Here is a 25423-nt window from a genome sequence, read left to right as displayed (position 1 = left end):
CTGCCGCACTCACCGGCCGGTGGCTACGGCGGCCAGGGCCCGGTCGATCAGGGCTGCGGTCCGCCGGACGGCGGGGTCGTGCAGCAGGGAGTAGTGGTGGCCTTCGACGGTGTGGGCGTCGACGGGGCCGCTGACGTGCGGCAGCCAGCCCAGGGCGGGCAGGTCCGCGGCGTCGTCGACGCCCATGCCGACACCGGCGTTGTGCGGCGCGGGACGGGACGCGGCGATGAGCAGCAGGCGGGTGGCCGGGTCGGTGAGGTGTCCGGCCCGGTGGTCGGCCAGCGCCTGCAGGTGGCGTTCGAAGACCTCGAGGCGGGTGTCGGCGGTGTCCCGCGGGCCGAGCAGGCCGGCCGCTCGTAGCCGTTCGGTGACCGCCCGGCGTACCGCCGCCGCGTCCGGGGCGGTGCGGATCGTCTCCGCGTCCGCGCCGAGCTCCAGGTCGAGGTCGAGGAACGCCTCCAGCGAGCGCAGGTAGCGGACGGCCGCGAAGGCGGTGTCCTGGGCGCGGTCGGCGCCGCCCAGTGCCCGGATGCGGTCGGGGGTGTTGGAGTCGATCAGGACGAGGAGGTCGGTCCGCTCGCCGCGTCGCTGGAGTTCCACGGCCATCTGGTGGGCGACGGTGCCGCCCATCGACCAGCCGCCCAGCAGGTAGGGACCCTGCCGTTGGTGGGCGCGCAGCGCCGCGAGGTAGCGGTCGGTCGTCTCGGCGATGGTCCGCGGCCCGGTGCCGCCGGTCAGGGCCGGGTCGGTGAGGGCCACGACGGGCCGGCCGTCGGTGAGGAGACGGGCGAGTTCGCCGTAGCACAGCACGTCCCCGCCGGAGGGGTGCATCAGGAACAGGGGGCGGTCGCCGTTGCCGTCGCGCAGGAGGAGGGCCGCGTCGGTGTCGGGGGTCGGGCCGGGAACGGTCCGCTTCCTCGCGGTGGGGGCCGGCCGCCGCGGTTCACGGGCCGGGTCGGCGGGCGCGGTGCGGGGCTCCTCGGTGTCCCACGCCCGCGGTGCGTCGGCCAGTCGGCGCACCCGCTCGGTGTAGGCGGCGAACGCCGCGTCCGCCTCGTCGGCGGGCAGGGCGTTCTCCAGGACGTCCCACTGGAGCAGGAGCGCGCCGTGCTGCTCGATCACCTGGTGGTCCAGCCAGGTCTGCGGGGTGCTGCTCACGCCGTGCACCGGTGTGCCCGCCCAGTCCAGGTCGTGTCCGCCGCCGAGCGGCCCGGACAGGCCCAGGGCGCTGGTGAAGACCACGGGAACGGACTCGGTGCGGCCGGTGCGCGAGGACTTCTCGGCCAGCAGGTCGAGCGCGGAGAACTCCCGGTGGTCCAGGTCCTCGAAGAGGGTGCGCTGGGCCCGTACGGCGGCGTCGGCGAAGCAGCGGGTGTCCGCGCGGTCCACCTCGTGCAGCATCAGCGAGGTGAAGTCGCCGACCACGGCGTCCGCTCCGGGAAGGTGCGCGGGCCGGTCGAAGAGGGTGAGGGTGACGGCGAAGCGGTCCTGCCCCGACCAGCCGGCCAGGGCCTCGCCGTAGGCCGCCAGCAGGACGGCCGTGGGGGTCAGTCCGCGCCGGGCGGCCTCGGCCTTGAGGGCGTTCCAGCGGTCCGGCTCCAGACGGGCGGTGCGCCGTGCGAAGCGGGGCCGGTCCCCGGGACCTGCGGCCTGGACGGGCAGCGCGGGCGCGCCGGGCAGGTCGTCCAGCCTGGCCCGCCAGTAGGCGGCGGCCCGCGCGTGCTCGGGGCCCTCGGCGCGGCGCTCGAGCGCGGCCACGCAGTCCGCGAAGGTGGTCTCCAGCGGAGGCAGTTGAGCGTCGGGGTCGTGGTAGAGGGTGCGCAGTTCGCGGTCCCAGATCAGGTAGCTGGCGGTGTCGCACACCAGCACGTCCACGTTGACGAACAGCCGGACGACGTCGCCGGGCAGTCGGGCGGCCCGGATGTCGACCAGGGGCCAGCGGCCCGGGCGGGGTTCGCGGCGCACCATGCGGGTGCGCACGCGCTCCAGCTTCCGGGCGCGCTCGGCGTCGTCGTCCTTCGTCAGGTCCTGCACCCGGATCCGGTAGGGGGGCACCTTGTCGAGCACCCGGTTGCGGCCTTCCGGTGAGACGACCGCGCGCAGCATCGGGTGGCGGGCGACGACCGCGTTCCACGCCGCCTCGTAGCGGTCGGTGTCCAGGCCGGGGCAGTCGTACTCCAGGTGGAAGGAGCACGGGACGTCGCCGAGGCGGTAACCGCCCGATCCGCCGATCCAGTAGGCGTGCTGCACCCGGGTGAGGGGGAACTCCCGGGGTCCGTCCCCGGGTCGCGGAGACGGATCGCCCGCGTCCTGGGGCGTGGCGGGAGCCCGCCGGGGTTCCCCGCCGGGCAGCAGCGGGGCCAGGGCCGCGATGCTGGGCCGGGCGAGCAGGTCCTGCAGTCGCAGGTCGACGCCGTGGTCGTCGCGCAGCCGGGCGAGCATCCGGGTGGCCAGCAGGGAGTGCCCGCCGAGGGCGAAGAAGTCGGCGTCGCGGTCGGTGACGGGGAAGCCCAGCAGGTCCGACCAGACCCCTGCCAGGAGAGTCTCCGCCCCGGTGGTGAATCCCGCACCGGCCTGCGGCTCCGCCGTGGGCGCGCCGGGAGCCGGTGCGACGGGGGCGGGTACGGCGGTGGGCGTGCCCGCGGTGCGGGGCGCGAGGTCGGCCGGCGAGACGGCGACGGAGGCCGGGGCGCGGCCGCCGGCCGCGAGCGCCAGCAGCCGGTCCACGGTGCGCATGCCGTCCGCCAGGCCGATCGAGTGCCGGGAGGCGACGGTGCGTTCGCTCCGGCCGGGCCCGACGCGCCAGCCGTCCCAGGCCACGCTGATCCAGCGGGGCGCGTCCGGGTCCGCGTGGTGCTCGTGCTCGGCGAGGGCGTCCAGGTAGCGGTTGACGGCGGCGTACGGGGCGAGGCCGAGACCTCCGACGAACGCCGTGGCGGAGGACATCAGCAGGACGGTGGCCGGGCGGCGGCCGGGCGGGAGGCCGTGCACGGCGCCGCGCAGCGCGAGGGCCGCGGTGACCTTGGCGTGCGCGTGGGCGCGCACGGCCTGCTCCCCGGTGGCCCGCAGGGGCGCGACGGCGGCGGAGGCGACCACGCCTGCGGCGTGCACGACCAGGTCCAGCGGGCCGTCGCGGTCGGTCAGTTCCCGCAGCAGTGCCGTCGTGGCGGCGGTGTCCGCGGCGTCCGCGGCACGGACCTCGATGTGGGCGCCGGAGTCCCGCAGGACACGGATCGTCTCCGCCCGTTCGGCTTCGGCGCTGCCGGGGGTGGGGTCCGGGGGGAGTCCGGTGCGGCCGGTCACCACGACCCGCCGTCCGGAGCGGGCCAGGTGCCCGGCCAGGGCCAGGCCCACGTCCCCGAGTCCGCCGAGGATCACCGTCGTGCCCGTCCCGCCGTCGGTGACGGCCGGGCCGTCCGTGTCCGGCGCGGGTGCGGACGGCCGCCAGGGGGTGATGCCGCGCGTCCAGCGGTGTCCGCCGCGCAGGGCGCACTCGATGCCGTTCGGGCCTCCCGTCAGCAGGTCGGCGGCCTCCGCCGGCACGGCCTCGACGTCGTCGGCGTGCGGCGGGCCGGCCGGCAGGTCCACCGAGCGCCAGCGCAGGCCCGGGAACTCCTGGGCGAGGACGCGGGGCACGGCGAGGCCGGCGGCGGCGTGGGCGGCGGGCCGGTCGGTGCTCTCCACCTGCTGGGCGTTGTGGCTGAGGTGCAGCAGACAGGTGCGGTGCGCCCAGGAGGCGGCGGCCCGCGCCACCTCCGCGTAGTGCAGGACCGACGCGCTGACGGTCTCCGCCGGGTCGTCGCCGGTGTCACCGTGCGGGCCGATCACGACGATGCCCTCGCACGGGGTGTCGGGGTCCCGGACCGCCTCGTCGAGGGTGACGGTGCCGGCCCCGGCGGCGGCGAGTGCGGCGCGCACCCGCTCGGCCGAGGGCGAGCCGGGAGGGCCGGCCACGAGCCAGCGGCCCCGCAGCGCCGACCGGTCCGCCTCGACGGGAGGCGTGCGCCGCCAGACGGGCAGTTGGAAGGGCTCGGACTCGTCCGGGGCGGCCTGCCCGGCGCCGTGGCCGGGGTCGGCCGCCGTACCGGCCTGTGCGGCGGCCGACGTGGTGGCGGCCGGCGGATCGATCCACAGTCTGCGGCGCTCCATGGGCAGTCCCGGCAGGACGACGCGGCGTCGCCCCGGGCGGTGCAGGGCCGCGGCGTCCAGAGGGACGCCGTGCGTCCACAGCTCTCCGGCGGCCGCCAGCAGCGCGGCACGTCCTCCGCCGGGCTGCTCACGGTCGGGGAAGGCGGCCAGGGTGGCCAGGAGCTGCCGGTGTCCCTGCTGACGGGCCAGTTGGAGCAGTGCGCCGCCGGGTCCCGCCTGGACGAGGACGGCCGGCCCTTCGCCCAGGGCGGTGGCCAGGGCGTCGGAGAAGCGCACGGTGGAGCGCAGGTGCGCCACCCAGTGGTCGGCGCCGGGAGCGGTGTCCAGCAGTTTCCCGGTGAGGGTGGTGGCGAGCGGGATGCCGGGAACACGCGCCCGGACGGTCCTGGCGGCCGCGCGCAGTTCGGGCAGGACCGGGTCGACCAGGCGCGAGTGCGCGGCCGCGTCGAGGGAGAGCCGCACGGTGCGCTCGCCGCGTGCGGTCAGGGACCGCTCCGCTTCGGCCACGGCCGGCGAGGGTCCGGACACCACACAGGACCGCGGGCCGTTGACGGCGGCCAGGTCCAGTCCGGGGTGTTCGGCGAGCAGGGCGAGGGTCTGCCGCTCGGTCAGCGGGACCGTCAGCATCACCCCGCCGCCGGCCGCCCGGGACATGCCGCGTGAGCGGACCGCCACCAGGGTCGCGGCGTCGGGCAGGGACAGGGCGCCGGACAGCACGGCGGCCACGTACTCGCCGAGGCTGTGACCGACCACCGCGTCCGGTTCGACGCCCCAGGAGCGCAGGGTGCGCGCGGCGGCGAGGGAGACGGTGAACAGGGCGGGCAGTCCGTGGGCGGGGTCGCGCAGCAGCCGGCGCGCGTGCTCGTCGGACGGGTCGGCGGTGATCAGCGCGGTGAGGCCGGTACCGGTCCCGTCGTCGAAGAGAGCTGCGCACTCGCGCACGGTGCGGTCGAACTCCTCTTCCTCCGCGCACAGTTCGCGCCCCATGCCCGCGTACTGCGCTCCCCCGCCGGGGAAGGCCAGCACGATCCGGGGCGGGGTGGGGCCGGGACGGCGCCGCGGGGCGGCGCGCAGGGCACGGCCGTCGGTCTCCGCCGCCCCGGTGATCACCGCGGCGGCGCGGTACGGCAGCGTCGCGCGGCCGGTGTGCAGGGTGTGGGCCGCGTCGGCGTGGTCGACCGGGGTGGTGTGCAGGGCGGTCGCGGTGGCCTCGGTGAGGCGGGTGAGGGCGTCGTCGCGGTGCGCGCTGAGCAGGGCGAGCTGCGGGCGCGGATCGGCGGGCGGTTCCGGACGGACGGGGGCGCTGCCCAGGACGACGTGGCAGTTGGTGCCGCCGATGCCGAAGGAGCTGACGCCCGCGTACCGGGGTCCGGTCCAGTCGGTGGTCTCGTGGACGACGGTGAAGGGTGAGTCGTCGAGTTGGAGGTCGGGGTTGAGGGGCAGGGCGTCCAGGGTGGGCGGCAGTACGCCGTGGTGCAGGGCGAGGACGGTCTTGGCGAAACCGGCGATGCCCGCGGCCGAGTTGGCGTGCCCGATGTTGCTCTTGACCGAACCCAGGGCGCACCAGGCCGGGCCGGCGTCGCCGAAGACGCGGCGCAGCGCGGCGACCTCCACCACGTCACCGAGGCGGGTGGCGGTGCCGTGGGCCTCGACGTAGGTGATGTCCCCGGGCGTGAGACCGGCCACGGCGAGCGCCTCGGAGACCGCACGGGCCTGTCCGCGCGGCGAGGGGGCGGTGAAGCCGGTGCGGTCGCCGCCGTCGTTGTTGACGGCGGAGCCGTGCAGGACGGCCAGCACCGGGTCGCCGTCGGCGAGGGCGTCGCGCAGTCGCCGCAGTACGGCCACGCCGACGCCCTGGGTGTGCACGATGCCGGTGCCCTCGGCGGAGAAGGTGCGAACGTGCCCGTCGGCGGAGAAGATCCCGTCGGGGACGTGGAGGTAGCCCCGGCCCTGCGGGACGATCAGGGAGGCGCCGCCGGCGAGGGCGGTGTCGCACTCCCCCGCCAGCAGGGACTGGGCCGCCAGGTGCACCGCCACCAGCGAGGTCGAACACGCGGTGCCGACCGCGACGGCGGGTCCGGTGAGCGCGAGGCGGTGCGCGACGTGCAGGGGGAGGTAGTCGGCTACGCCCGCGAGGGCCGCCTGGAGGCTGCCGACGGGGTCGGTGGCGGAGGCGGCGTACCGGTCGGCGAGGTTGCGGGCGAGGTAGTCGCTGTGGGCGGCGCCGGCGAAGACGCCCACGGCGCCCGCGCCGGCACCGCCGCCGTGCCCGGCGCTCTCCAGGGCGCGCAGGCACGCTTCGAGGAAGAGCCGCTGCTGGGGGTCCATCACGGCCGCTTCGGCGTCGGTCAGGCCGAACGGCTCGGGGTCGAAGTAGTCCTGTCCGTCGATGAGCCCGCTGACGGGTATGTGGGCGGGGTTGGCCGGCAGCCCCGCCGGGACGCCGCGTTCGGCCAGTTCCCGCTCGCCGTGCCGGGTCAGTCCGCTGCGGCCGCCGACGAGCAGGTCCCAGTACGCCGCGGTGTCGGGGGCTCCGGGGAACCGGCAGTCCAGGGCGGTGACCGCGATCAGGTCGTCGCCGGCCTCGTGGTCGGGCCGGGGCGTGTCCGGCGTGTCCGCCCGGGGGGAGGTCGGTTCGGTCATCGGGTGGTCTCCTCGGCCAGGGCGCGTGCGGCGACGCGGGACGTTCTGCGCGTGGGCCGTTCGGACCGCTGGGACGCGGGCGGCGTGACGGCGACGGCGGCGGGGGCAGGGGCAGGGGCGGCCCGGTCGGTGTCCGGGGCGCTCTGGGCGGTGATGCGGGCGGCTAGGGCCGCGACGGTGGGGTGCTCGAACATGTCCGCCAGCGCGAGCCGGGGCGCGATGCCCTCCCGGAGCCTGCGGTGGGTGAGGACCAGGGTGAGGGAGGTGGCGCCCAACTCCTTGAAGGTGCTGCCGGGCGTCACCGGCACGTCCGTGAAGTCGGCCAGGATGCCGGTCAGGGCCTCCAGTACGGCCGGCGCCACGGACACGGCCGGGCCCTGCCCGCCGTGCCGGGACACCTGACCCGATTCGGTGCCGTACCGGTCCGGGGCCGGGGCGCCGGACGCCGGACCGGTGGACGGGGAGGGCGTCGGGTGGTCTCCCGCCCGGGGGCGACAGACCACCTCCGCCAGTCCTCCGGGGCCCAGGAGCGGCACCGCGGCCTCGCCGCCGGCGGTTCGCGCCACGTGCCGGAGCCATCGGGCCGACGCCTCCAGCGCCTGGTCCGGCCGGAGCCGTCCGGGCCGGACCACGACGGCGGCCTCCAGTCCCAGGGCGGTCGCCTCGGCCAGCGCGGCGGCGACCCAGTCCCCGTCCGGCGCCGGTTCGGTGACGGATCCGGCCGGGACCGTACGCGGTGTCGCGGTGGGTTCGGCCTCCGCCGCGGCGACCGGGGCCGGTCCGTCGGCGTCGGTGGTCCGGTCATCGGTGGGCGGGGTGGTCAGCGCCGCGTGGTCGATCTTGCCGTTGGCCGTCACCGGCAGCTGGTCCAGGATCACGAACCGGCTGGGCACCATGTAGTCGGGCAGCCGTTCGCGCAGGACGTCCGCCAGCTCCTGGGCGGTCGGCGGTTCGCTCGCGCCCCGGGGCGACAGGTGCGCCACCAGCCGCGGCCGTCCGTCGGGGCCGCGCACCGACGACACCACGCACTGGCGGACCGCCGGGTGGCGGGCCAGCACCGCCTCCACCTCACCCAGTTCGATGCGGTGCCCGCGGATCTTCACCTGCCGGTCGACGCGCCCGAGGAACTCGATGGCGCCCTCGGCGGTCCACCGGCCGAGGTCCCCGGTGCGGTACAGCCGGCGGCCCAGCACGGGGTGGACGGCGAACCTCTCGGCGGTCTGGACCGGATCGGCGGTGTAGCCGCGGGCCAGCCCGTCGCCGCCGATGAACAGCTCCCCCGCCTCGCCCACCGGGCAGGGCGCGCCGTCCTCGTCGAGGACGAAGAAGCTCTGGCCGCGCAGCGCCCGGCCGTAGGGGATGCTGCGCCACCCCGGATCTACGTGTCCCACCGGATGAGTGATGGACCAGATGGACGCCTCGGTGGCTCCGCCCAGGCTCATCACCTCCGCCTGCGGTGCGAGCCGGCGCAGCCGGTCGGGCAGGGTCAGGGGGATCCAGTCGCCGGAGAGCATCACCAGGCGCAGGGGGCGCAGCGCCTCGCCGGCCTCCTCCGGTTCCATCTCCGCGTACTCGACGAGCATTTCGAGCAGGGCGGGCGCGGTGTTCCACACGGTGACGCCGTGCCGGCCGGCCTGTTCGAGCCAGTGCTGCGGGTCGCGCTGCCGGGCGGGGTCGGGCAGCACCAGACAGCCGCCGGCGCCGAGGACGCCGTAGACGTCGAACACGGACAGGTCGAAGCTGAGCGCCGACAGCGCCAGCACCCGGTCGTCGGGACCGATGGCGAACCGGTCGACGATGTCGTCGACGGTCGTGCGCGCGGCCCGGTGCTCGATCTCCACGCCCTTGGGGCTGCCGGTGGAGCCCGAGGTGAAGATGGTGTAGGCGATGTCCTCGGGACGTGGGGCCGTGAGCGGTGCCGCGGGGTCGGCGGAGCCCGCGGCGTTGCGGGCGGGGCGCCCCACGGCGGTCAGGCGGTGGACGGTGACGCCGTCGGGCCAGTCGGTCCTCACACCGCGGCCGGTCAGCGCGTGCCGGACCCCGGCCCGCTCGCAGACGGCGGTGATCCGCGCGGCCGGCCAGGAGGGTTCGACCGGCAGGTAGCCCGCCCCGCTCAGACTGACGCCGAGTACGGCGGTGATCTGCGCGGTGCCCTTCTCGCAGGCGACGGCGACCATGTCGCCGGGCCCCACCCCGTGTGCGGCCAGCAGTGCCGCGGTGGCGGCGGCGTTGTCCGCGAGGCGGGCGTGGGTGACGGTGGTGGAGGAGGTGCGCAGGGCGGGCCGGCGCGGATGCCGCCGGGCCGCGTCGGTGGCCGGATCGTGCAGCAGGGGGCCCGCGTCCGGGAAGGGCACGGCGTCCAGGGGCTCTTCGGGGTGGAAGGACGGGTCCCAGCCCAGGGCGGTGTCGTGCCAGGCGTCGGGGTCCGTCAGGGTGTGGAGCAGGCGTACGAAGGCGTCGAGCAGGGCCGGTATCCAGCCGTCGGGGAACGCCCCCTCGACGGCGTCCCAGGCCAGGCGGAGGCGTCCGCCCTCGTCCCACACGATGTGGTCGAGCAGGACCTGCGGGGTCTGGGAGATGCCGTACACCTCCTGTCCGATCCAGGACGCCGGAGGTTCCCCGGCGCCCGCGAGACCCACCCCGCTGGTGAACACCACCGGGTGGCCGGGGGCTCCCACCGGCAGTGCTTCCTGCCCCCGCAGCTCCCTGAGCACCTCGACACCGGACACGGACCGGTGGTCCAGGTCCTCCCAGAAGCGGTGGTTGACGGCGGCGGCGTAGTCGGCGAAGCCCTTCCAGTCGGCGGGGTCGAAGCGCGGCGTGCCGACCAGGGCGGTGGTGGTGAAGTCGCCGACCACCCCCTCGGCTCCGTTCTCGTCCTCCGGGCGGTCGAACAGGGTGGTGTTGAGGCAGATCCGTTCCCCGGCTCCCCACCGGCCGAGGACGACGGCGAAGGCCGCGAGCAGGGCCGCGGTCGGCGTGACCGCGTGCTCGGTGCACCGGGCTCGTAGTTGGTCCCATGCTTCGGCGTCGAGTTCGGCGGCGGAGCGGACGAAGCGGGGCGGGGTGGTGTCGGCGGGATCGCGCAGCAGGGGCAGCCGCGGCGATGGCGGCAGCTCGGGGGCCCGTTCGGCCCAGTAGGCGTGGTCGCGGGCGCGCCGGGCCGCCCACTCCGGGTCCCTCGAGCGGGCGCGCTGGAGGTCGGCGAACCGGGCTGCCGGCTCGGGAAGCCGGTGGTCGGGGTCGGCGACGAGGCGGCCCCACTGACGCATCAGCAGCATCCAGCCGGTGAGGTCGGTCAGGAGCACGTCCACGCCGACGTGCAGCCGGGTCCGCCCGTCGGGCAGCAGTGTGGCGTGGATGTCGAACAACGGCCACGTCTGCGTGGGCCGGTTCTGGTGGGAACGCTCCCGCCGCTGGGCGGACAACGTCTCCCCCGCCTGTTCGGCGGTCTCGCCCCGCAGGTCGGTGACGCCGATCCGGTAGGGGCCGGGAGCGGCCGCGATGCGCTGGCGGCCCCGGTCGTCCACCGTCATGCGCAGCATCGGGTGGTGATCGACCAGTCGGTTCCAGGCGGCTTCCAGCCGGGCCACGTCCACGAGCGGGTCCGTGTCGCCGGGCGTGCGGTCGTACTCGTAGTAGTAGAAGGTGGCCACTCCGCCCAGCGGCATGCCCTCGGCCCGCCCGGCCAGATAAGAGGCCTGAATGGGCGTCAGGGGGAAGTGCTCCTCCTTCGCTTCCCCGCCGTCGCGTACAGCGCCGGGTTCCGCCCCCGCCCGCCCCTCGGCACCGAGGGGCCCGGGACCGGTGACCTCCTCCGGCACGTGACCGGCGAGCAGACGGTCCGCCACCGCACGGGCCGTCGCACCGTCACCCAGAAGGGCGGTCAACGGCAGGTCCCGGCCGGTGCGTTCACGGATCCTCCGCCTCAGCCGCACCGCGGTGAACGACTCGAGTCCCAGGGCCGCGAGCGGAGTCGTCCGTGCGACCTCGTGGGGTGGTGTGCCGAGGACTTCGGCGATGCAGTCGATGACGCGGGCAAGGAGGTCGTCGCTCGGCACAGGCTGGTCCATCCGGTCTCCGTCAAAAGGCGGGCAGGGCAACGCCTCCCCCGCGGGGAGACCCGGGGGAGGCGGAACACCGATGAACCTAGTTGAAAATGATTATCAGATCAACAAACTTGCGATGTCGGATCACTCGCGCGCTCGAGAACGCACAGCCCCAGGCCGGAACCACCGGCCCGGCGCAACACCAGTCCCGCCTCGGCGACTTCGGCCGCCAGCGCGTCCTCCGTCGCGACCCACCAGCGGTACTCGACCGACGTCCCGGTCAGCGGCCGGCCCTGACGCAGGACGCCGTAGTCCATGCGCCAGGTGATCTCGTCCGCCCCCGTGGGACGCGCGCTCGCCCAGCCCTCGTACTCCAGCTCGCCGACGGCGACCCGGGCCATCCGCACCCGCTCCACCTCCACAGGGGTGAACGGCGGAGCAAGGTTGAACACCAGCGCCCCGCCCGGGGCGAGCTGCCGGGCGGCACGGCTCCACAGCGCACGCCTCTGCCCGGGCGGCAGGTGGCCGATCATGTTCAGGGCCACCACGGCCCGCACGCCGTCGGGCCAGTCGGCACTCGCACAGTCACCGGGAACCACCGTGACGCGCTCGCGCAGTTCGTCGTCCTCGTGGACCCGGGCGAGCAGGACGGCGCGCATCGCGGCGGACGGTTCGACGGCGAGCACCGGCGCCTGCGGCAGCGCGCCGCAGATGACGCGCACGCCCCGGCCGGACCCGGCCCCGAGATCCACCACGGCCCCCGCCCCGGCGCGGACGCGCGACAGAACGTCCGCCAGCGCCGGAGCCAGCGGCTCCCACGACTCGGCGATCAGGATGTCGAGGTACTCGGCGGACCGCTCGTAGGGGTCGCTCATGCTGCTCCAAAATCTCGATGCCTCACGGTTCACCCACACAGTAATCAGAAATGAATTTCATCACCAAATAGGATCCCGAGGTGTTGGTGCAGCGTCAGCCGGGTCCGGCGAGTTCCTCGAGGCCCTGGCCGCCGATACGGGAAGACGCCTCAGCGAGGTGCACCGGTCCGGCACCGCACGGTCGCCGCTTCGACGGCTCCCTGCGGACGGCGCGTCAGCGTTGCCGCACGGCGGAGCAAGTGGGTCGGTGCAGTGCTCCCCGGGTGCGAGTGCGCGTCCGTGCCGGTGGCCGGCAACCTGATGCGACGCGTACCGCATGCCGCATGCCGCATGCCGCATGCCGCATGCCGCATGCCGCTTCGACGCCATAGCAGGCGGAATGATCAATTCCGATCGTGAACTCGAAGCAGGTGATCTTTTTTGGACACAGCGGCCACTCGAGCCCTCCGGCTGCGCAGCGGCCGGTGCCATCGCCCGTCGGCCGGACCGCCCATCACCGCGGACCGGGTGCGCTGTCGGCGGTTCATCCGCCAGACACCACAATCTGCTGAAAATTTTGCCGATATAGCGCGGGAACACCAAAAGAAATGACCAAAAGCGCCTACCCGTCTTTGACTCCTGATCGGCCGTTCAGTGAAGGTCGTTCACATGTCCGTAACATCCCGCGCCGCGGTCGGTGCCCCCTTACGCATGCGCGACTTCAGGCTGCTGCTCGCCGGCGCGGCAGCCGCGCAGTTGGGCGCCCACGTCACCCTGGTGGCGCTGCCGCTCGTGGCCGTGCTCGAACTCGACGCGTCCGCCTTCCAGGTCGGGCTGCTCACGGCCGCCGAAACCGCCGCGTTCCTGTTGATCGGGTTACCGGCCGGGGCCTGGGTCGACCGCATGCGCAAGGTCCCGTTGATGATCCGGGCGGACGTGGTGCGAGCCGTGGCCATGGCGAGCGTCCCGGCAGCGGGCACGGCCGACGTCCTGACGATGGCCCAGCTGTATGCCGTCGCCCTGATCACCGGCGTCGCCACCGTCTTCTTCGATGTCGCCCATCAGAGTTTCCTGCCCCACCTCCTGCCGCGAGACCAACTGGTCAAGGGCAACGGGGCCCTGGAGACCGTACGGTCGTCCGCACAGGTGACGGGCCCGGGGCTCGGCGGCGGCCTGGTCCAGCTCCTCGGCGCCCACCTGGCCGTCGCCGTCAACGCCGTCGGCTACGCCCTCTCCGCACTCTGCCTGTGGCGGATCAAACAGCCGGAGCCCCGTCCCGAAGCCGTCCCCGGCGCGTCACTGCGCGCGGACATCGGCGAAGGGCTGCGCTTCGTGCTGGGCCGGCCACTGCTGCGGGTGATCGCCGCCTCCACCGGGCTCGGCAACTTCTTCACCGCACTGCTGATGGCGACTCAGACGGTGTTCCTGGTCCGCGTCCTGGGCCTCGAACCCGGGGCGGTCGGTCTCGTCCTGTCCGTCGCGGCCGTCGGCGGACTGGCGGGCGCGCTGGCCGCGGGCGCGCTGGCGGCCAGGCTGGGACAGGCCCGGATCATCTGGCTCTCCTCACTGGTCACCGGTCCGTTCGCGCTGCTGTGGCCGCTGTCGGAGCGGGTGGGCGGTGCCGCACTGTTCGCGCTCGGCTCGGGCGTCGTCTTCTTCGGCGCCGTGGTCTACAACGTCGCCCAGGTGAGCTTCCGCCAGGTCCTGTGCCCGCCGCACCTGCTGGGCCGGATGAACGCCACCCTGCGCTTCCTGATGTGGGGCACGCTGCCGCTCGGGGCACTGGCCGGCGGAGCGCTCGCCGACGGCTTCGGCGCCCGTGCCGCCCTGCTGTGCTGCGCGGCCGGCTTCCTCACCGTACCGCTGCCGCTGCTGCTCTCCCCGCTGCGCCGGATGCGGGACCTGCCCACCGGGCCCGAAGCCACGCCTCCCGCCGCCTCGGACACCGGCACGACCGATGCCTCCGTCGCCGGTCCCGGGACCGGGACAGGGACCGACAGGGACCGACAGGCATGACAGGACGGCACCACTCGGCTGATCCGGCCCGCCGGGACGCCGTGGACGACGACGGAGAGGATCACGTGTTCAGCATCACGGGCCGGTACCTGGCTCGCTATCGGGGGCTCACCACAGGTCTCGGGACCCCTGTCCTGTTACCCGTCACCGGAGCCCAGCGTCGTTTCGCACTGGTACGTGCGCTGGATCCCACCGGGCGGCCGGACCTCGTCCCGATGTTCTTCGCCTTCCCACGCGGCACGGTGGACCCGGTACGCCTCGCCGCCGCGGCGAAGTGCCTCGCCTCACTGCACCCCGTGCTTCGCGGCCGCCCCGCCGTGGTGCGCGGCACTCCCGTGCTGCGCATGGAGGGGCCGGAGGTTCCGGTCGTACGCGTGCCCCGGGCGTCGGGCGAGGACGCCGGCACGGCTCTGCGCCGGGCGCTGGGCTCGTGGGCGTCCGACGGCCCGCCCATGCGGCTGTTCCTCACCGACGACACGGACGACGCCGACCGGGACCGCGCGTCCTCCTCCCCGTACGGCGACGAGCCGTCGGAGGTGCTCGCGGTCGTCCTCGACCACACGGCGTGCGACGGCCGGACACTGGCCCGGATCGTCGGGGAGCTCGGCGCCGCCTACGCCGAGGGGCAGCGGGCGCGGACGCCGGCGCCCGGGGAGGTCTCCGGCGAACTGGCCGCCTACCGCGAGGCCGTACTGCTCCAGCTGGGCGCCGAGGAACGCGCGGAGTCACCCGAGGCCCTGGCGTACTGGGGTGAGCGGTTGCGGGCCGTCCGTGACCGAGCCCCCGCCGCGCGGCCCGGCCCCCCGCCGACCGGAGCGTCACCGAGCGGTTCGGCTTCGGTGCTGCTGCCCTCCTCCACCACGGGGATGCCCTTCCCCGACCTGCTGAACGCCTGCCGTTCCGCCGTGCGCGCCCTGTACGGCCCCGGCCACACGGTGCCGCTCGGCTATCCGTGGGGCGGCCGGCCGCCCGGCGCGGAGGAGGTGCTCGGCTGTTTCCTCAACACCGTCGTCTTTCCGGCGGTGACGGGGAGGGACCCGTCCGGTGCCGGGGCCACGGCCGACGCCTGGTGGGAGGACCTGGACCGGGCCGACGTGCCCTTCGACGCGGTCGTGCACGCGGCCCGGGAGGCCGGTTCCGCCTGGTCCGGCCGCCTCGACGGGCTGCTGACCGTCGACGACACCGCACAACGGCCCTCGCTCCGCCTGGCCGGAGTGGAGGGCCGGGAGGTCCACATCGACGGCAGACCCGTACGCGGACCGTTCGCCGTCTCCGTCACCCACGGACGCGAACTGCACCTGCGCATGGTGTGGGACCGCGCCGTGACGGCCGACCGCACCGCCCTCGACGCCTTCGAGGCGCTCGCCGGCGCGCTCGGCGAAGTGCTCCGCGCGGGGGGCCCGGCGCCGGTTCTCGGCTGACCGCCACTCGCACAGCCCTTGTGCCGCCTCTCGTCCTCGTTCCGTACCGCCCGCCACGGGCCCGTCCGCGCGATCCGCGGCCGGTTCCCGCGCCCCGCCCGGACACGACCGTGTCCGGGCGGCACCCCCCGACCCGACGACCCCAGGGATCGCCCATGCTTCCGCTCTCCTCCTCGCAGGAGATCGTCTGGCTGCACGAACAGGTGCAACCGGGCAGCCGCGCCTACAACTTCACCGCCGCACTCGACCTGTGGGGACCGCTCCACACCGAAGCCCTCCGTCGCGGCCTCGCCGCCACGCTCGACCGGCACGCGGGCCTGCGCCTGGAACTGGTCGCCGTCACCGGCGCGGTACCCGGCCAGCGGGTCGCCGAGGCGTGCGCGCCCCGGCTGCGGACGGTCGACCTGAGCGCGGCCACCGACCCGGAGGCCGCGTTCCGGGAGCTGCTGCGCACCGAGGCGGAGACCCCGCTCGACACGTACGAGGCGCCGCTACTGCGCTGGACACTGGTGCGGCTCGGGGACGAGCACCACCGGCTCGTCCACGTCGAGCACCACCTGATCCACGACGGCCACTCGTTCGCGATCCTGCTCAACGACGTGTTCACCGTCTACCGGGGCCACGTCCTGGGAGAGCCGACCGTCCTGCCGCCCGCGCCCTCCTACGCCGACCACGTCGAGGCGCAGACGCGCGGCCGGGAGACCGGAGCGCGCCGCGCCGGGCTGGACTTCTGGACCACCGAACTGCGCGGTCTCTCCTACGACATGCCACTGCCGGGCCTCTGCCGTCCCGGCGCCCGGCGCCGCCACCACGGCGGTCAGCTGCGGCAGTCGATCGGCGCGGACCTGGCGGAGCGCCTCCGTGACCACACGCGGCTGCGCGGCCTGACTCCGTTCTCCACCCTGCTCGGCCTCTTCGCCGAACTGCTGCGGCGCCACAGCGGCCGCTCGCACCTGGTCGTCGGCACCGCGGTGGGCAACCGGCCCCGCGGGCACGAGGAGACCGTCGGCATGTTCGTCAACACCGTCCCCCTGCCGTTGCGGCTGGAACCGGCCGCCCCGGCCGAGGAGACGATGGACGAGGTGACCGACGTCCTCATACGCGCGCTGCCGCACCAGGACGTGCCGGTCCAGGAGCTGACCCGTGCGCTCGGCCTGCGCACCTCGGGCGCGGACAACCCGCTGTTCGACGTGATGTTCAGCGCCCACGACGCCGAGCTGCCCGAGATCGACGTGCCCGGTCTGGACATCACGCTGTTCGAGGGGTTCAACACGGGCACCACCAGGTTCGACCTGGACGTGGTGCTGCTGCCGGACGACCGGCGCGGGGTCGGTCCCCGGCACGGCGGTGCCGGAATGACCCTGGTCTGGGACTACGACGCCGACATGTTCGGCGAGGACGTGGTCGAACTGCTCGCCGGCCGGTTCCTGGACCTGCTGCGGGCCTACCTCCAGGCCCCGGGTACGGTCCTGGCGGACCTGGCCCCGCCCGGGTCCGCCGACGAGCGGGCCGCCGGGCCGGCGGCCACGGGGACCGCCGGCCCGGCCCCCGGTGCGGACCCGCTCGACCCCGCCGCCGCCCACGACGCGGCCGCGCCCGCCCTGCTCGTCGGCGGCCGCCACCTGACCTACGGCGACCTCGACGCCCGGGTCACCGCCCTCGCGGAGCGCCTGCTGGCCGCCGGGGTGAGAGCCGGTCAGCCGGTGGCGTCCGTACTGCCGCGCGGTGCCGACGCGGTCGTGGTGCTGCTCGCCTGCCTGCGTACCGGGGCCGTCCACTGCCCGCTGTCGCCGTCGGATCCGCCCGCTCGTCTGAAGCTGCTGCTGAGCCGTCTGGCCCCGGCTCTCGTCCTCACCTCGGCCGGTCATCCCGTGACGGTGCCCGGCGGTCTGCCGACCGCCGCGGTGGACGCGCCGGAGATGCCGAAGGCGCACGCGGCGCACGCGGTACCGGGTGCCGCGTACATCATCCACACCTCCGGATCGACCGGCGTCCCCAAGGCCGTCGCCGTCGGGCGCGCGGCGCTCGAGAACCACCTGACCGGGGTGGCCGAGCGGTTCGCGCTGCGGCACGACGACCGGGTCCTGCTGTTCGCCCAGCCGACGTTCGACGTGGCCCTGGAGGAGATGCTGCCCTCCCTGTACGCGGGGGCGTGCCTCGTCGTGCCCGGACACGAGGTCCCGACCGGCACCGAGCTGGCCGAGTTGCTGGCCGACACGCGCGTCACCGTGGCCAACCTGCCCACCAGCTACTTCCTCGCCGTACGGGAGGAGCTGCGGCCGGCGCTGCGGGACGGCCTGTGGACCCCGCGCCTGCTCGTGCTGGGCGGCGAACGCCTTCCGGCCGACGCGCTGCGCGCTTTCCTGACGGACACCGACGCGACGGTGCTCAACGCCTACGGCGTCACCGAAGCGGCCGTCACCACCACCGTCCACCGCATCGCACCGGAGGCCCTGGCCGACGGGGCGGAGATCCCGCTCGGGACCGAGTTGCCCGGCGAACGCGTCCACGTCCTGGACGAGTACCGCCGTCCCCTGCCGGACGGTGCGGTGGGCGAGTTGGCGATCGCCGGAACAGGGCTCGCCGAGGGGTACGTGGGCAACCCGCAGGCCACGGCCGCCCGGTTCGCGCGTCCCGGCGCGCTCGGCGGTGAACGGGTCTACCTGACCGGTGACCTGGGCTACCGGGGACTGGACGGGGCGCTCTACTTCCTCGGCCGCCGGGACAACCAGATCAAGCTGCGCGGGTACCGGATCGAACTCGAGGAGATCGAGGCGGCCGCCTCGGCCGCGCTGGGCGGCCGGTCCTGTGCCGTCGTGCTGGACCGCGAGACCGCCGGCGGGCCCCGGCTGGTCGGCTTCGCCGAGTGCCCCGACGAGGGTGGCGCGTGGGACGAGCGGGCGCTGCACGCGCGGCTCGGGCTGCGGTTGCCGGCCGCCCTGGTACCGGGGCGGTGGGTGCGCCTCGACGCGTTGCCCACACTGGCCGGCGGCAAGCCGGACCGTGCGGTGCTCGCCCGCAGGGCCGCGGAGCTCAGCACGGCCGGCGACGCGGGTCCGGGCGGGGCCGCGCGGACGGCGGGAGCCCTCCGTCCGGGCGGTGACGCGCGTCCTGCGGACGAGGCCGTGCGGGACGGCGAGGGCCACCGCGAGGCGGTCGCGGCCGACCCGATGACCGCGCTGCTCGCCGACGGCTGGCGCACGGTCCTGGGCCACGACGACTTCGACCAACGCACCGACTTCTTCCGGGCCGGAGGCCACTCGCTGCGCGCCGCGCAACTGGCGGCCTGGCTGGAGCCCCGCCTCGGACACCGTCCGCCGATGCGGCTGTTCTTCCGCCATCCGGTGCTCACCGACCAGGCCGGCGCACTCGCCGCCTCCCCTTCCGCCGCCAGCGCCTCCCCTTCCGCTGCCACCGCCACCCCGACGGAGTCGTGATGACCTACCCGACCACCTCCCCCGGCACCCGGCCGGCGATCCCTCCGGCGGTCCCGTCGGACGCGCCCGCCGACGTCTCCGCACCGGGCGTCCCGGACGGCGGCACGCTCAGCGTCGCGCACGGCGCCGCACCCCGCGAAGGTGCCACGACCGGGGTGCTCGTCCGGTTCGAGGACTGGGCGCGCCGCACCCCGGACTCCCCCGCCGTGGTCGACGGCGGCCGCACCTGGACGTACCGGCAGGTCAGCGACGCCGCGGACGAGGCCGTGGCCGTGCTGCGCGACCGGGTCGGGGCGGGTGACCTCGTCGGTGTCTGCCTGGACCGCTCCGCCGCACTCGTCGTGACGGCCGTGGCGGTCGCCAGGATCGGCGCGGTGTACCTGCCGCTGGGGCCGCGCCCCGGCGAGCGGCGCGTCGACGCCGTCACCGACGACCTGGACGTCGCCTGCCTGATCGGCGACCCCGCCGTGCTCCCCGCCCGCTACCGGGCGGCCGAGCACATCGGCCTGGCGCTGCCGGACGACGGGGTCAACGCGGCCGGCACGGCGGTGGCGGCGTTCGCCCCGTCCCGCCCGGGTACGCTCCGCGCACCTCGCGAGGCGTTCTACGCGGTGCTGACGTCCGGTTCCACCGGCCGTCCCAAGGCGGTCGTCGTCGCCGAGCCGGCCCTCGGCGCCCTGCTCGACTGGTACCGCGCCGAGACCGGTCTCGCTCCCGGGGACCGGCAGTCCCTGCTCATCGGCGTCGCGTTCGACCCGCACCTGCTGGAACTGTGGGCAGGACTGACGTCGGGCGCGGCCCTCGTTCCCGCGCCCGACGACGTCCGCTGGGACACCGGGGCACTCACCTCCTGGTGGCGCGAGGCCGCCGTGTCCGTGGCGGTGGCCGCCACTCCCATGGTCGAGCCGCTGCTGGAGCAGCCCTGGCCGCACGGCCTGGTGCTGCGCCACCTCGTCGTCGGCGGCGACCGGATGCGTCGGCGCCCGGGCGCCGACGTGACCGCGACCGTCCACAACGCCTACGGCCCCGCGGAAGCCACCGTCGTCACCACCACGTACGCCATGCGTGCCGCGGACGCCGGGGCGGAGGGTCCCGGGGCGCCTCCGATCGGTTTCCCCGTGCCGGGCGTGACGGTCGTCGTCACCGGCTCCGACGGCCGCCCCGTGGCTCGGGGCGAGGAGGGCGAACTCCGCGTCGGCGGCAACGGCCTGGCGCTCGGGTACATGGACTCCGAACTGACCGCGCGCCGCTTCGCCGCCCCGGCCCCCGGTGTGGATCTCCCGGGAGTGGACCGGCTCTACAGCACCGGTGACCGGGTGCGGATGCGGCGGGACGGGATGCTGGAGTTCCTCGGCCGTCTCGACGACCAGGTGAAGATCAGCGGCGTACGGATCGAACCGGCCGAGGTCGAGGCCGCGCTGGAGAAGGACCCGGCCGTGCTCGGCGCCGTGGTCACCGCGCCCCGCGGCCCCGACGGCTCCACCCGTCTGGTGGCGTACGTCCGCCTCGCGCCCGGTGCCTCCGCCTCCGCCTCCGAACAGTCGCTGCTGACGGGGGTACGGGCGTGGCTCCCCGAACAGGCCGTCCCTTCGGCCGTGCGGATCGTCGACGCTTTCCCGCTGGACGCCAACGGCAAGGTCGACCGGGCCGGGCTCACGCACGAGGCGGCCGCACCGGGCTCCAGCGGCAGCGCCGACATGCCGGACGGCGCCACACCGGGCGAGCAGATCGTCCTCCACGCCGTGCGCGATCTCCTCGCCAGGCCCGCGACGGCACTGACCGACGACTTCACGATGATCGGCGGCACGTCGATCGTGGCCGCCCGGCTGCTGACCGTCATCGAGCGGGAGAGCGGCGTCCGCCTGCGCGCGCCGGAGTTCCTGCGCCAGCCGGACCTGCGCGCCGTCGCCGACCTCGTCGATCGCCGCCGCGAGGCCACACACGGATCGGGAGCCTGAGATGACCGGCCTCACCGAACGCACCGACACCGCCCCCGGGGAAGGACCCATGCCCGTCCGATCCACGCGGACCGCCTCCGGCGGCCCCCGGCCCGCGCTCTCCCGCGGGCTGCCCGCCCTCGTGGCGTGGCACGCCGAGCGCACGCCGGACGCCCTCGCCGTGACCGACGGTGACACCGTCCTCACCTACTCCCGGCTCCTCTCCTCGGCCCGGGCCCTCGCCGCCCACCTGCGTGCGCACGGTGTCCGGCCGGGTGACCGCGTGGCGCTGCTGACGCCGCGCTCGGCGCGCACCGTCGTCGCGCAGCTCGCCCTGTGGTGGGCCGGCGCCACCTGCGTACCGCTCGACCCGGCCCATCCGCGCCCCCGCTCCGAGGCGATGGCCGCCGACGCGGGGGTCACCCTGACCGTCGGCGACGGCAAGCTCCTCGAAGCGGCGGCCCTCACCGGTCCGGTCCTCGCGCTGCCGGAGGAGGCGCCGCTGTCCGCCTCCTTCCCACCCGTGCCCGAACTCCGTGCCGACGCCACGGCGTTCATCATGTTCACCTCCGGCTCGACCGGGCGTCCCAAGGGCGTCTCGGTCCCGCACCGGGCCGTGGCCGAGTTGCTGTCCGAACCCGCCTACCTCACCCTCACCCCCCGTGACCGGGTGCTCTTCCACTCCCCCATGACCTTCGACGCGTCGACGTTCGAGGTGTGGGGGGCCCTCGCCAACGGCGCCGCCGTCGTGGTGTGCACCGTCGACCGGCCCTCGTTCGAGGACCTGGCCCAGCACGTGGAGCGCCACGGCGTGACCGTCGCGTTCTTCACGACGGCGCTCTTCCACCAGCTCGCGGCCCGGCGTTCCCGGGTGTTCTCGGTGCTCCGCACGGTGGTGGTGGGCGGGGAGGCGCTGTCCGCGCAGCACGCCGGGCGGGTGCTGGGGGCGTTCCCCTGGCTGGAGCTGGTCAACGGGTACGGGCCCACGGAGACCACCACGTTCGCCACGGCACACCGGGTCACCGGGGCGGACCGCGACGGCCCGGTTCCGATCGGCCGGCCCGTCGCGGGCGCGACCGTACACGTCCTGGACGACGGCGGCAGGCCCGTCGCGGACAGCGCGCGAGGCGAGTTGTGGGTCGGCGGCAGCCGGTTGGCGCACGGTTACGCCGGGCGTCCCGACCTGACCGCCGAACGCTTCGTCGACCACCCGGAGTCGGGGCGCCTGTACCGCACCGGCGACCTCGTCTCCGTCCGCCCGGACGGCGTCCTGGACTTCCACGGGCGGACCGACGACCAGGTGAAGGTGCGCGGCTTCCGCATCGAACCGGGCGAGGTGGAACACGTCCTGCGTCTGCAGGCCGACGTGGACGACGCTGCCGTCACCGTGCACCGGTCCGGCCCGGACGACGCCCGCCTCGTCGCGTTCGTCGTGGCGGCGCCTGGTCCCGTGCCCCGGCCCGGCGCGCTGCGCGACCGCCTCGCCGCGGTCCTGCCCGCCCACCTCGTTCCCGACGAGGTGACGACGGTCGGCAGCCTTCCGCTGACCCCCTCCGGAAAGGTCGACCGCCGCGCCCTCGCCGACCTCGGCAAGGATGCGGGAGCGGTCGTCCCGGCCGCGCCGCTGACACCACTGGAGCAGGCGGTCGCCGAGGTGTGGAGCCGCGCCCTGGGCCGCGGGATCACCCGGCCCGACGCCGACTTCCTCGAACAGGGCGGGCACTCACTGCTCGCCCTGGTCGTCACCGACGACCTGCGTGAGGAACTCGGCGTGGACATGACGCTGGCCGACTTCTTCGCCTCCCCCACGGTGGCCGCCCAGGCCACCCTGGTCGAGCAGGCCCTGCTCGCCGCCCACGACGATCTGCGCCCCGGCGCCGAGGAGCACCGCGATGGCCACTGACGTCCCGAGGGCCACGGCCGTGGCCCTCCAGGAGGAACTGCTGCGCCGGGCGCGCGACCGTGCCGCGAGCCGCCCTGGCGGAGCCTCAGTGACTGCAGGTGTCGCCGGGAACGCCCACCGGGGCCCCGCGCCGCTGTCCCACGCCCAGCGCCGTATGTGGCTCATGGACCGGCTCGGCCACGGCGGGGCCTCCTACAGCGTGCCCTTCGCCACCCGGTTGCACGGCCCGCTGGACCTCGACGCGCTGCGGACCGCGCTGACCGCCCTCGTGCACCGCCACGAGATCCTGCGCACGCGGTACGGGCAGCGGGACGGCGAACCCTTCCAAGAGGTGCTCGCGGCGCCGCGGGCGGTCGACGTGCGTGTCGTGGAGGCGGCCCCGGAGGATGCCCACGGTCTGCTGGCCGAGGAGGCCCGTCGGCCGTTCGACCTGTCCGCCGGGCCCCTGCCGCGGGTCCTGGTGCTGCGGCACGGCACGCAGGACCACACGGTCCTGCTGACGTTCCACCACATCTCGGTCGACGGCGCCTCGCTGGAAATCATCTCCCGGGAGGTGGCCGAGCTCTACGCGGCCGCCACCGGCAGTCCCACGGACGCCGCGCGTCCGCGGCCGGTCACGCAGCCGCTCCGGTACGTGGACCTCGCGCGTCGTGAACACGCGGCGGCCGACCGGTTCGAGGAAGGTCTGCGCCACTGGGCCGATCTCCTCGACGGAGCCGCGCCACCCCCACTCCCCCGCCCCGCGCACCCCTGCGCCGACGTCGGCACCCGGTCAGCCGGCGTCCGTACCGTGCCGCTCCAGCCCCGGGTGCCGCAGGACCTGCGGGCCCTCGGCGCGTCACACCGGACCACCCTGTTCACCACGACCCTCGCCGCGGCCTTCGCGACCCTGCACCGCTTCACCGGCGAGGACGACCTGCTCATCGGTGTCGCGAGTACGCACCGCAAGGGCGCGGACATGCGCGATCTGGTCGGCCTGTGCGTCAACACCCTCCCGGTGCGCGTCGACACATCCGGTGACCCGGCCTTCACCGTCCTGGTGGGGCGGGTGCGGGACGCGCTGCTGAAAGCCCAGCGCCACCACGACGTGCCGTTCGACCTCATCGTCGAGCACCTCGGCGCCGCCGCCCGTACTGCCGACGGGACGACGTTGGTCCGGGTGAGCACCGACGTCACGGCGGAGCCCGCGGCGCTACGGCTGCCCGGCACGGAGGGCGAGTACGTGGATGTCGGCGTCGGCGAGGCCAAGTTCGACCTGTCGTTCGCGCTGCTCGACACGGACGGTCCCGCCGCCGTCGTCCAGTACGGCCGGGCCGTGCTGGACGAGGCGGCGGCCGCCACGCTGGCCGACGGTTTCGCCGCGCTGCTCAGCGCGGTCGCCGCCGACCCCGGACTGCGGCTGTCCCAGCTGCCCGTCCGGGCCCATGCCCGGTCCCGGCAACCGGCCCCGGTGGCGGCGCACGGCGCGGGCCGGCCGGCCGGGGACGGCCGCGTGTCCGTCAGGCGCGGGCATCCGGCGGAGAGGCTGCTGCTCGCGCACCCGCAGGTGGCGGAGGCCGTCGTCGTCGAACCCGACGGCGGGCCGTTGCTGGCGTACGCCGTACTGCGTGGTGTCCCGGGCCCCTCGCGCGCCGACCTGCGGTCGGTCCTGCGGGCCTCACTCGCCCCGGAGTCGGTGCCCGTCGCCGTGACGCTGCTGGACGCCGTGCCGCGCACGGCCGAGGGCGCGGCCGACACGTCGCGGCTGCCGGGCCTGCCGGCCGTCCCCGTCCCGGCGGGGCCGTTCGGACGGACCGTGACGGAGATGTTCGCGGCATTGCTGGGCCGTCCGGAGCCGGGTCCCGACGACGACTTCTTCGACCTCGGCGGCCACTCGCTGATCGCGGTCCGGCTCGCCGAGCGACTGCGGGGCTCGCTGAAACTGCCGTTGACGGGCCTGGACGTCCTTCAGGCCCGTACGCCCCGGGCGTTGACCGCCCTGCTGGAGGAGCGGGCCTCGCAGCGGGCCGCGGCCGCGGCCGCACCCGCCCGCCCGGCGCGTCCCCGGGGCGCGCGCGAGGGAACGGTCCTGGTGACCGGCGCGACCGGCGGCGTCGGCGCCTTCGTCCTGCGGGAACTGGCGGCGCGAGGACGGCCCGTGCTCGCCCTGGCCCGGCCCGAATCCGCGCACCTGGTCGACGGGGAGGGGGTGGACGTCGTCGAGGGCGACCTCACCGACCTGGACGGTCTGCGCGCGGCGGTCGCGAGCGCCGACGCGGTGATCCACGCGGCGTGCACCTTCGTCCGCCCCGAGGTGGACGTGGCGGCCATGCGGGCGATGGTGGAGGCCTGGCGGCACGGTCCGTTCGTCTTCGTCAGCAGCGTCGACGCCTACGGGCATCCCGCCGAGGACCTGGTGGCGGAGGAGTCACCGTCCCGGCAGCCGCTGAGCCCCTACGGCCGGGCCAAGTCGGACTGCGAGCGGATCCTGCTGGACGCCGCGGGCACCGGGGGCCGGGGCGGCGCGAGCGCCGTGCGCTCCCCGCTCGTGTGGGGCCCGCACGAGCGGCTGCGCGACCAGTTGCGCTGGGGCGCCACCGGTGTGCTCTACCAGGCCGTGCGGGAGGGACGGCCGGTCGGCCTGCCGAGGCCGGGGGCCCACGGCCATGCCTGGTACGGCGCACCGTGGGTGCACGCGGCAGCCCTGGCGCGTGCCGTGACGTCGTGCCTCGACTCGCCCGTGGACGCGGTGGCGAACGCCGTCAGCGGCCATGTGTCCTGGCGTGACCTCACGGTACGGCTGGCCGAGCTGCTGCACCCCGGCGGTCCCGGATCCGGGGACGGCACCGTCCGGTCGATCCGTGAGACGGACGACGTGCATCCGGACCTCGACCACCACTGGAGATACCGGGCCGACCGGCTGGCTCCGTCCCTGCGCGAGCGGCCGGGCGAGGACTGGCGCACCGTTCTGGCGGAGATGACCGGTACGTCCCGCTCCTGACGCGACGTGCACGGTCCGGGCGCCCCACCGGGCG

9 protein-coding genes are annotated in these 25423 nt (G+C 75.3%); 6 read left to right on the top strand and 3 right to left on the bottom strand.

What is annotated here, in order from left to right; all coding sequences use genetic code 11:
• Positions 1 to 9: 9 nt before the first annotated feature.
• The 3 genes from ACGFQC_RS23725 to ACGFQC_RS23715 all read right to left on the bottom strand — a co-directional run bounded on the left by ACGFQC_RS23725 (position 10) and on the right by ACGFQC_RS23715 (position 11716).
• A complete protein-coding gene (locus ACGFQC_RS23725) occupies positions 10 to 6792 on the bottom strand; it encodes an SDR family NAD(P)-dependent oxidoreductase (protein WP_363089462.1) in 6783 nt (2260 codons plus the stop codon).
• A complete protein-coding gene (locus tag ACGFQC_RS23720) occupies positions 6789 to 10865 on the bottom strand; it encodes an amino acid adenylation domain-containing protein (RefSeq protein WP_363089463.1) in 4077 nt (1358 codons plus the stop codon). The genes ACGFQC_RS23725 and ACGFQC_RS23720 overlap by 4 nt, the downstream gene beginning before the upstream one ends.
• Positions 10866 to 10963: 98 nt before the next feature.
• Positions 10964 to 11716: a class I SAM-dependent methyltransferase gene (locus ACGFQC_RS23715; protein ID WP_363089464.1), complete on the bottom strand. Its 753-nt coding sequence runs from the start codon at positions 11714 to 11716 to the stop codon at positions 10964 to 10966.
• Positions 11717 to 12364: 648 nt separating this feature from the next.
• On the opposite strand from ACGFQC_RS23715, the gene ACGFQC_RS23710 reads away from it, so the two are divergent.
• From ACGFQC_RS23710 to ACGFQC_RS23685, 6 genes are all read left to right on the top strand, one after another.
• Positions 12365 to 13711 (top strand): MFS transporter, encoded by a 1347-nt coding sequence (locus tag ACGFQC_RS23710; protein WP_363089465.1) that lies wholly within the window; start codon positions 12365 to 12367, stop codon positions 13709 to 13711.
• Positions 13708 to 15132, top strand: a complete 1425-nt coding sequence (locus tag ACGFQC_RS23705; RefSeq protein WP_363089466.1) for a non-ribosomal peptide synthetase — start codon at positions 13708 to 13710, stop codon at positions 15130 to 15132. Before ACGFQC_RS23710 ends, ACGFQC_RS23705 begins: the two co-directional genes overlap by 4 nt.
• A 155-nt stretch (positions 15133 to 15287) precedes the next feature.
• Positions 15288 to 18569, top strand: a complete 3282-nt coding sequence (locus ACGFQC_RS23700; RefSeq protein ID WP_363089467.1) for an amino acid adenylation domain-containing protein — start codon at positions 15288 to 15290, stop codon at positions 18567 to 18569.
• Positions 18569 to 20527, top strand: a complete 1959-nt coding sequence (locus ACGFQC_RS23695) for a non-ribosomal peptide synthetase (protein ID WP_363089468.1) — start codon at positions 18569 to 18571, stop codon at positions 20525 to 20527. Before ACGFQC_RS23700 ends, ACGFQC_RS23695 begins: the two co-directional genes overlap by 1 nt.
• 49 nt (positions 20528 to 20576) lie before the next feature.
• A complete protein-coding gene (locus tag ACGFQC_RS23690; RefSeq protein ID WP_363089469.1) occupies positions 20577 to 22409 on the top strand; it encodes a non-ribosomal peptide synthetase in 1833 nt (610 codons plus the stop codon).
• Positions 22399 to 25389, top strand: coding sequence for a condensation domain-containing protein (locus ACGFQC_RS23685; RefSeq protein ID WP_363089470.1), 2991 nt, complete (start codon positions 22399 to 22401; stop codon positions 25387 to 25389). Before ACGFQC_RS23690 ends, ACGFQC_RS23685 begins: the two co-directional genes overlap by 11 nt.
• The last annotated feature ends 34 nt before the right edge of the window (positions 25390 to 25423 follow it).

This window comes from Streptomyces sp. NPDC048734 (assembly GCF_043198675.1).
Lineage (GTDB): Bacteria > Actinomycetota > Actinomycetes > Streptomycetales > Streptomycetaceae > Streptomyces.
The sequence above is the reverse complement of the archived record's forward strand: the minus strand, read 5'-3'. Positions and strand labels throughout refer to the sequence as shown.

Excerpts from the sequence above, each read along its gene's own strand:
- ACGFQC_RS23705 (WP_363089466.1), top strand. The coding sequence starts at position 13,708 with ATGACAGGACGGCACCACTCGGCTGATCCGGCCCGCCGGGACGCCGTG.
- ACGFQC_RS23725 (WP_363089462.1), bottom strand. The coding sequence starts at position 6,792 with ATGACCGAACCGACCTCCCCCCGGGCGGACACGCCGGACACGCCCCGG.
- ACGFQC_RS23695 (WP_363089468.1), top strand. The coding sequence starts at position 18,569 with ATGACCTACCCGACCACCTCCCCCGGCACCCGGCCGGCGATCCCTCCG.
- ACGFQC_RS23700 (WP_363089467.1), top strand. The coding sequence starts at position 15,288 with ATGCTTCCGCTCTCCTCCTCGCAGGAGATCGTCTGGCTGCACGAACAG.
- ACGFQC_RS23720 (WP_363089463.1), bottom strand. The coding sequence starts at position 10,865 with ATGGACCAGCCTGTGCCGAGCGACGACCTCCTTGCCCGCGTCATCGAC.
- ACGFQC_RS23710 (WP_363089465.1), top strand. The coding sequence starts at position 12,365 with ATGTCCGTAACATCCCGCGCCGCGGTCGGTGCCCCCTTACGCATGCGC.
- ACGFQC_RS23685 (WP_363089470.1), top strand. The coding sequence starts at position 22,399 with ATGGCCACTGACGTCCCGAGGGCCACGGCCGTGGCCCTCCAGGAGGAA.
- ACGFQC_RS23690 (WP_363089469.1), top strand. The coding sequence starts at position 20,577 with ATGCCCGTCCGATCCACGCGGACCGCCTCCGGCGGCCCCCGGCCCGCG.
- ACGFQC_RS23715 (WP_363089464.1), bottom strand. The coding sequence starts at position 11,716 with ATGAGCGACCCCTACGAGCGGTCCGCCGAGTACCTCGACATCCTGATC.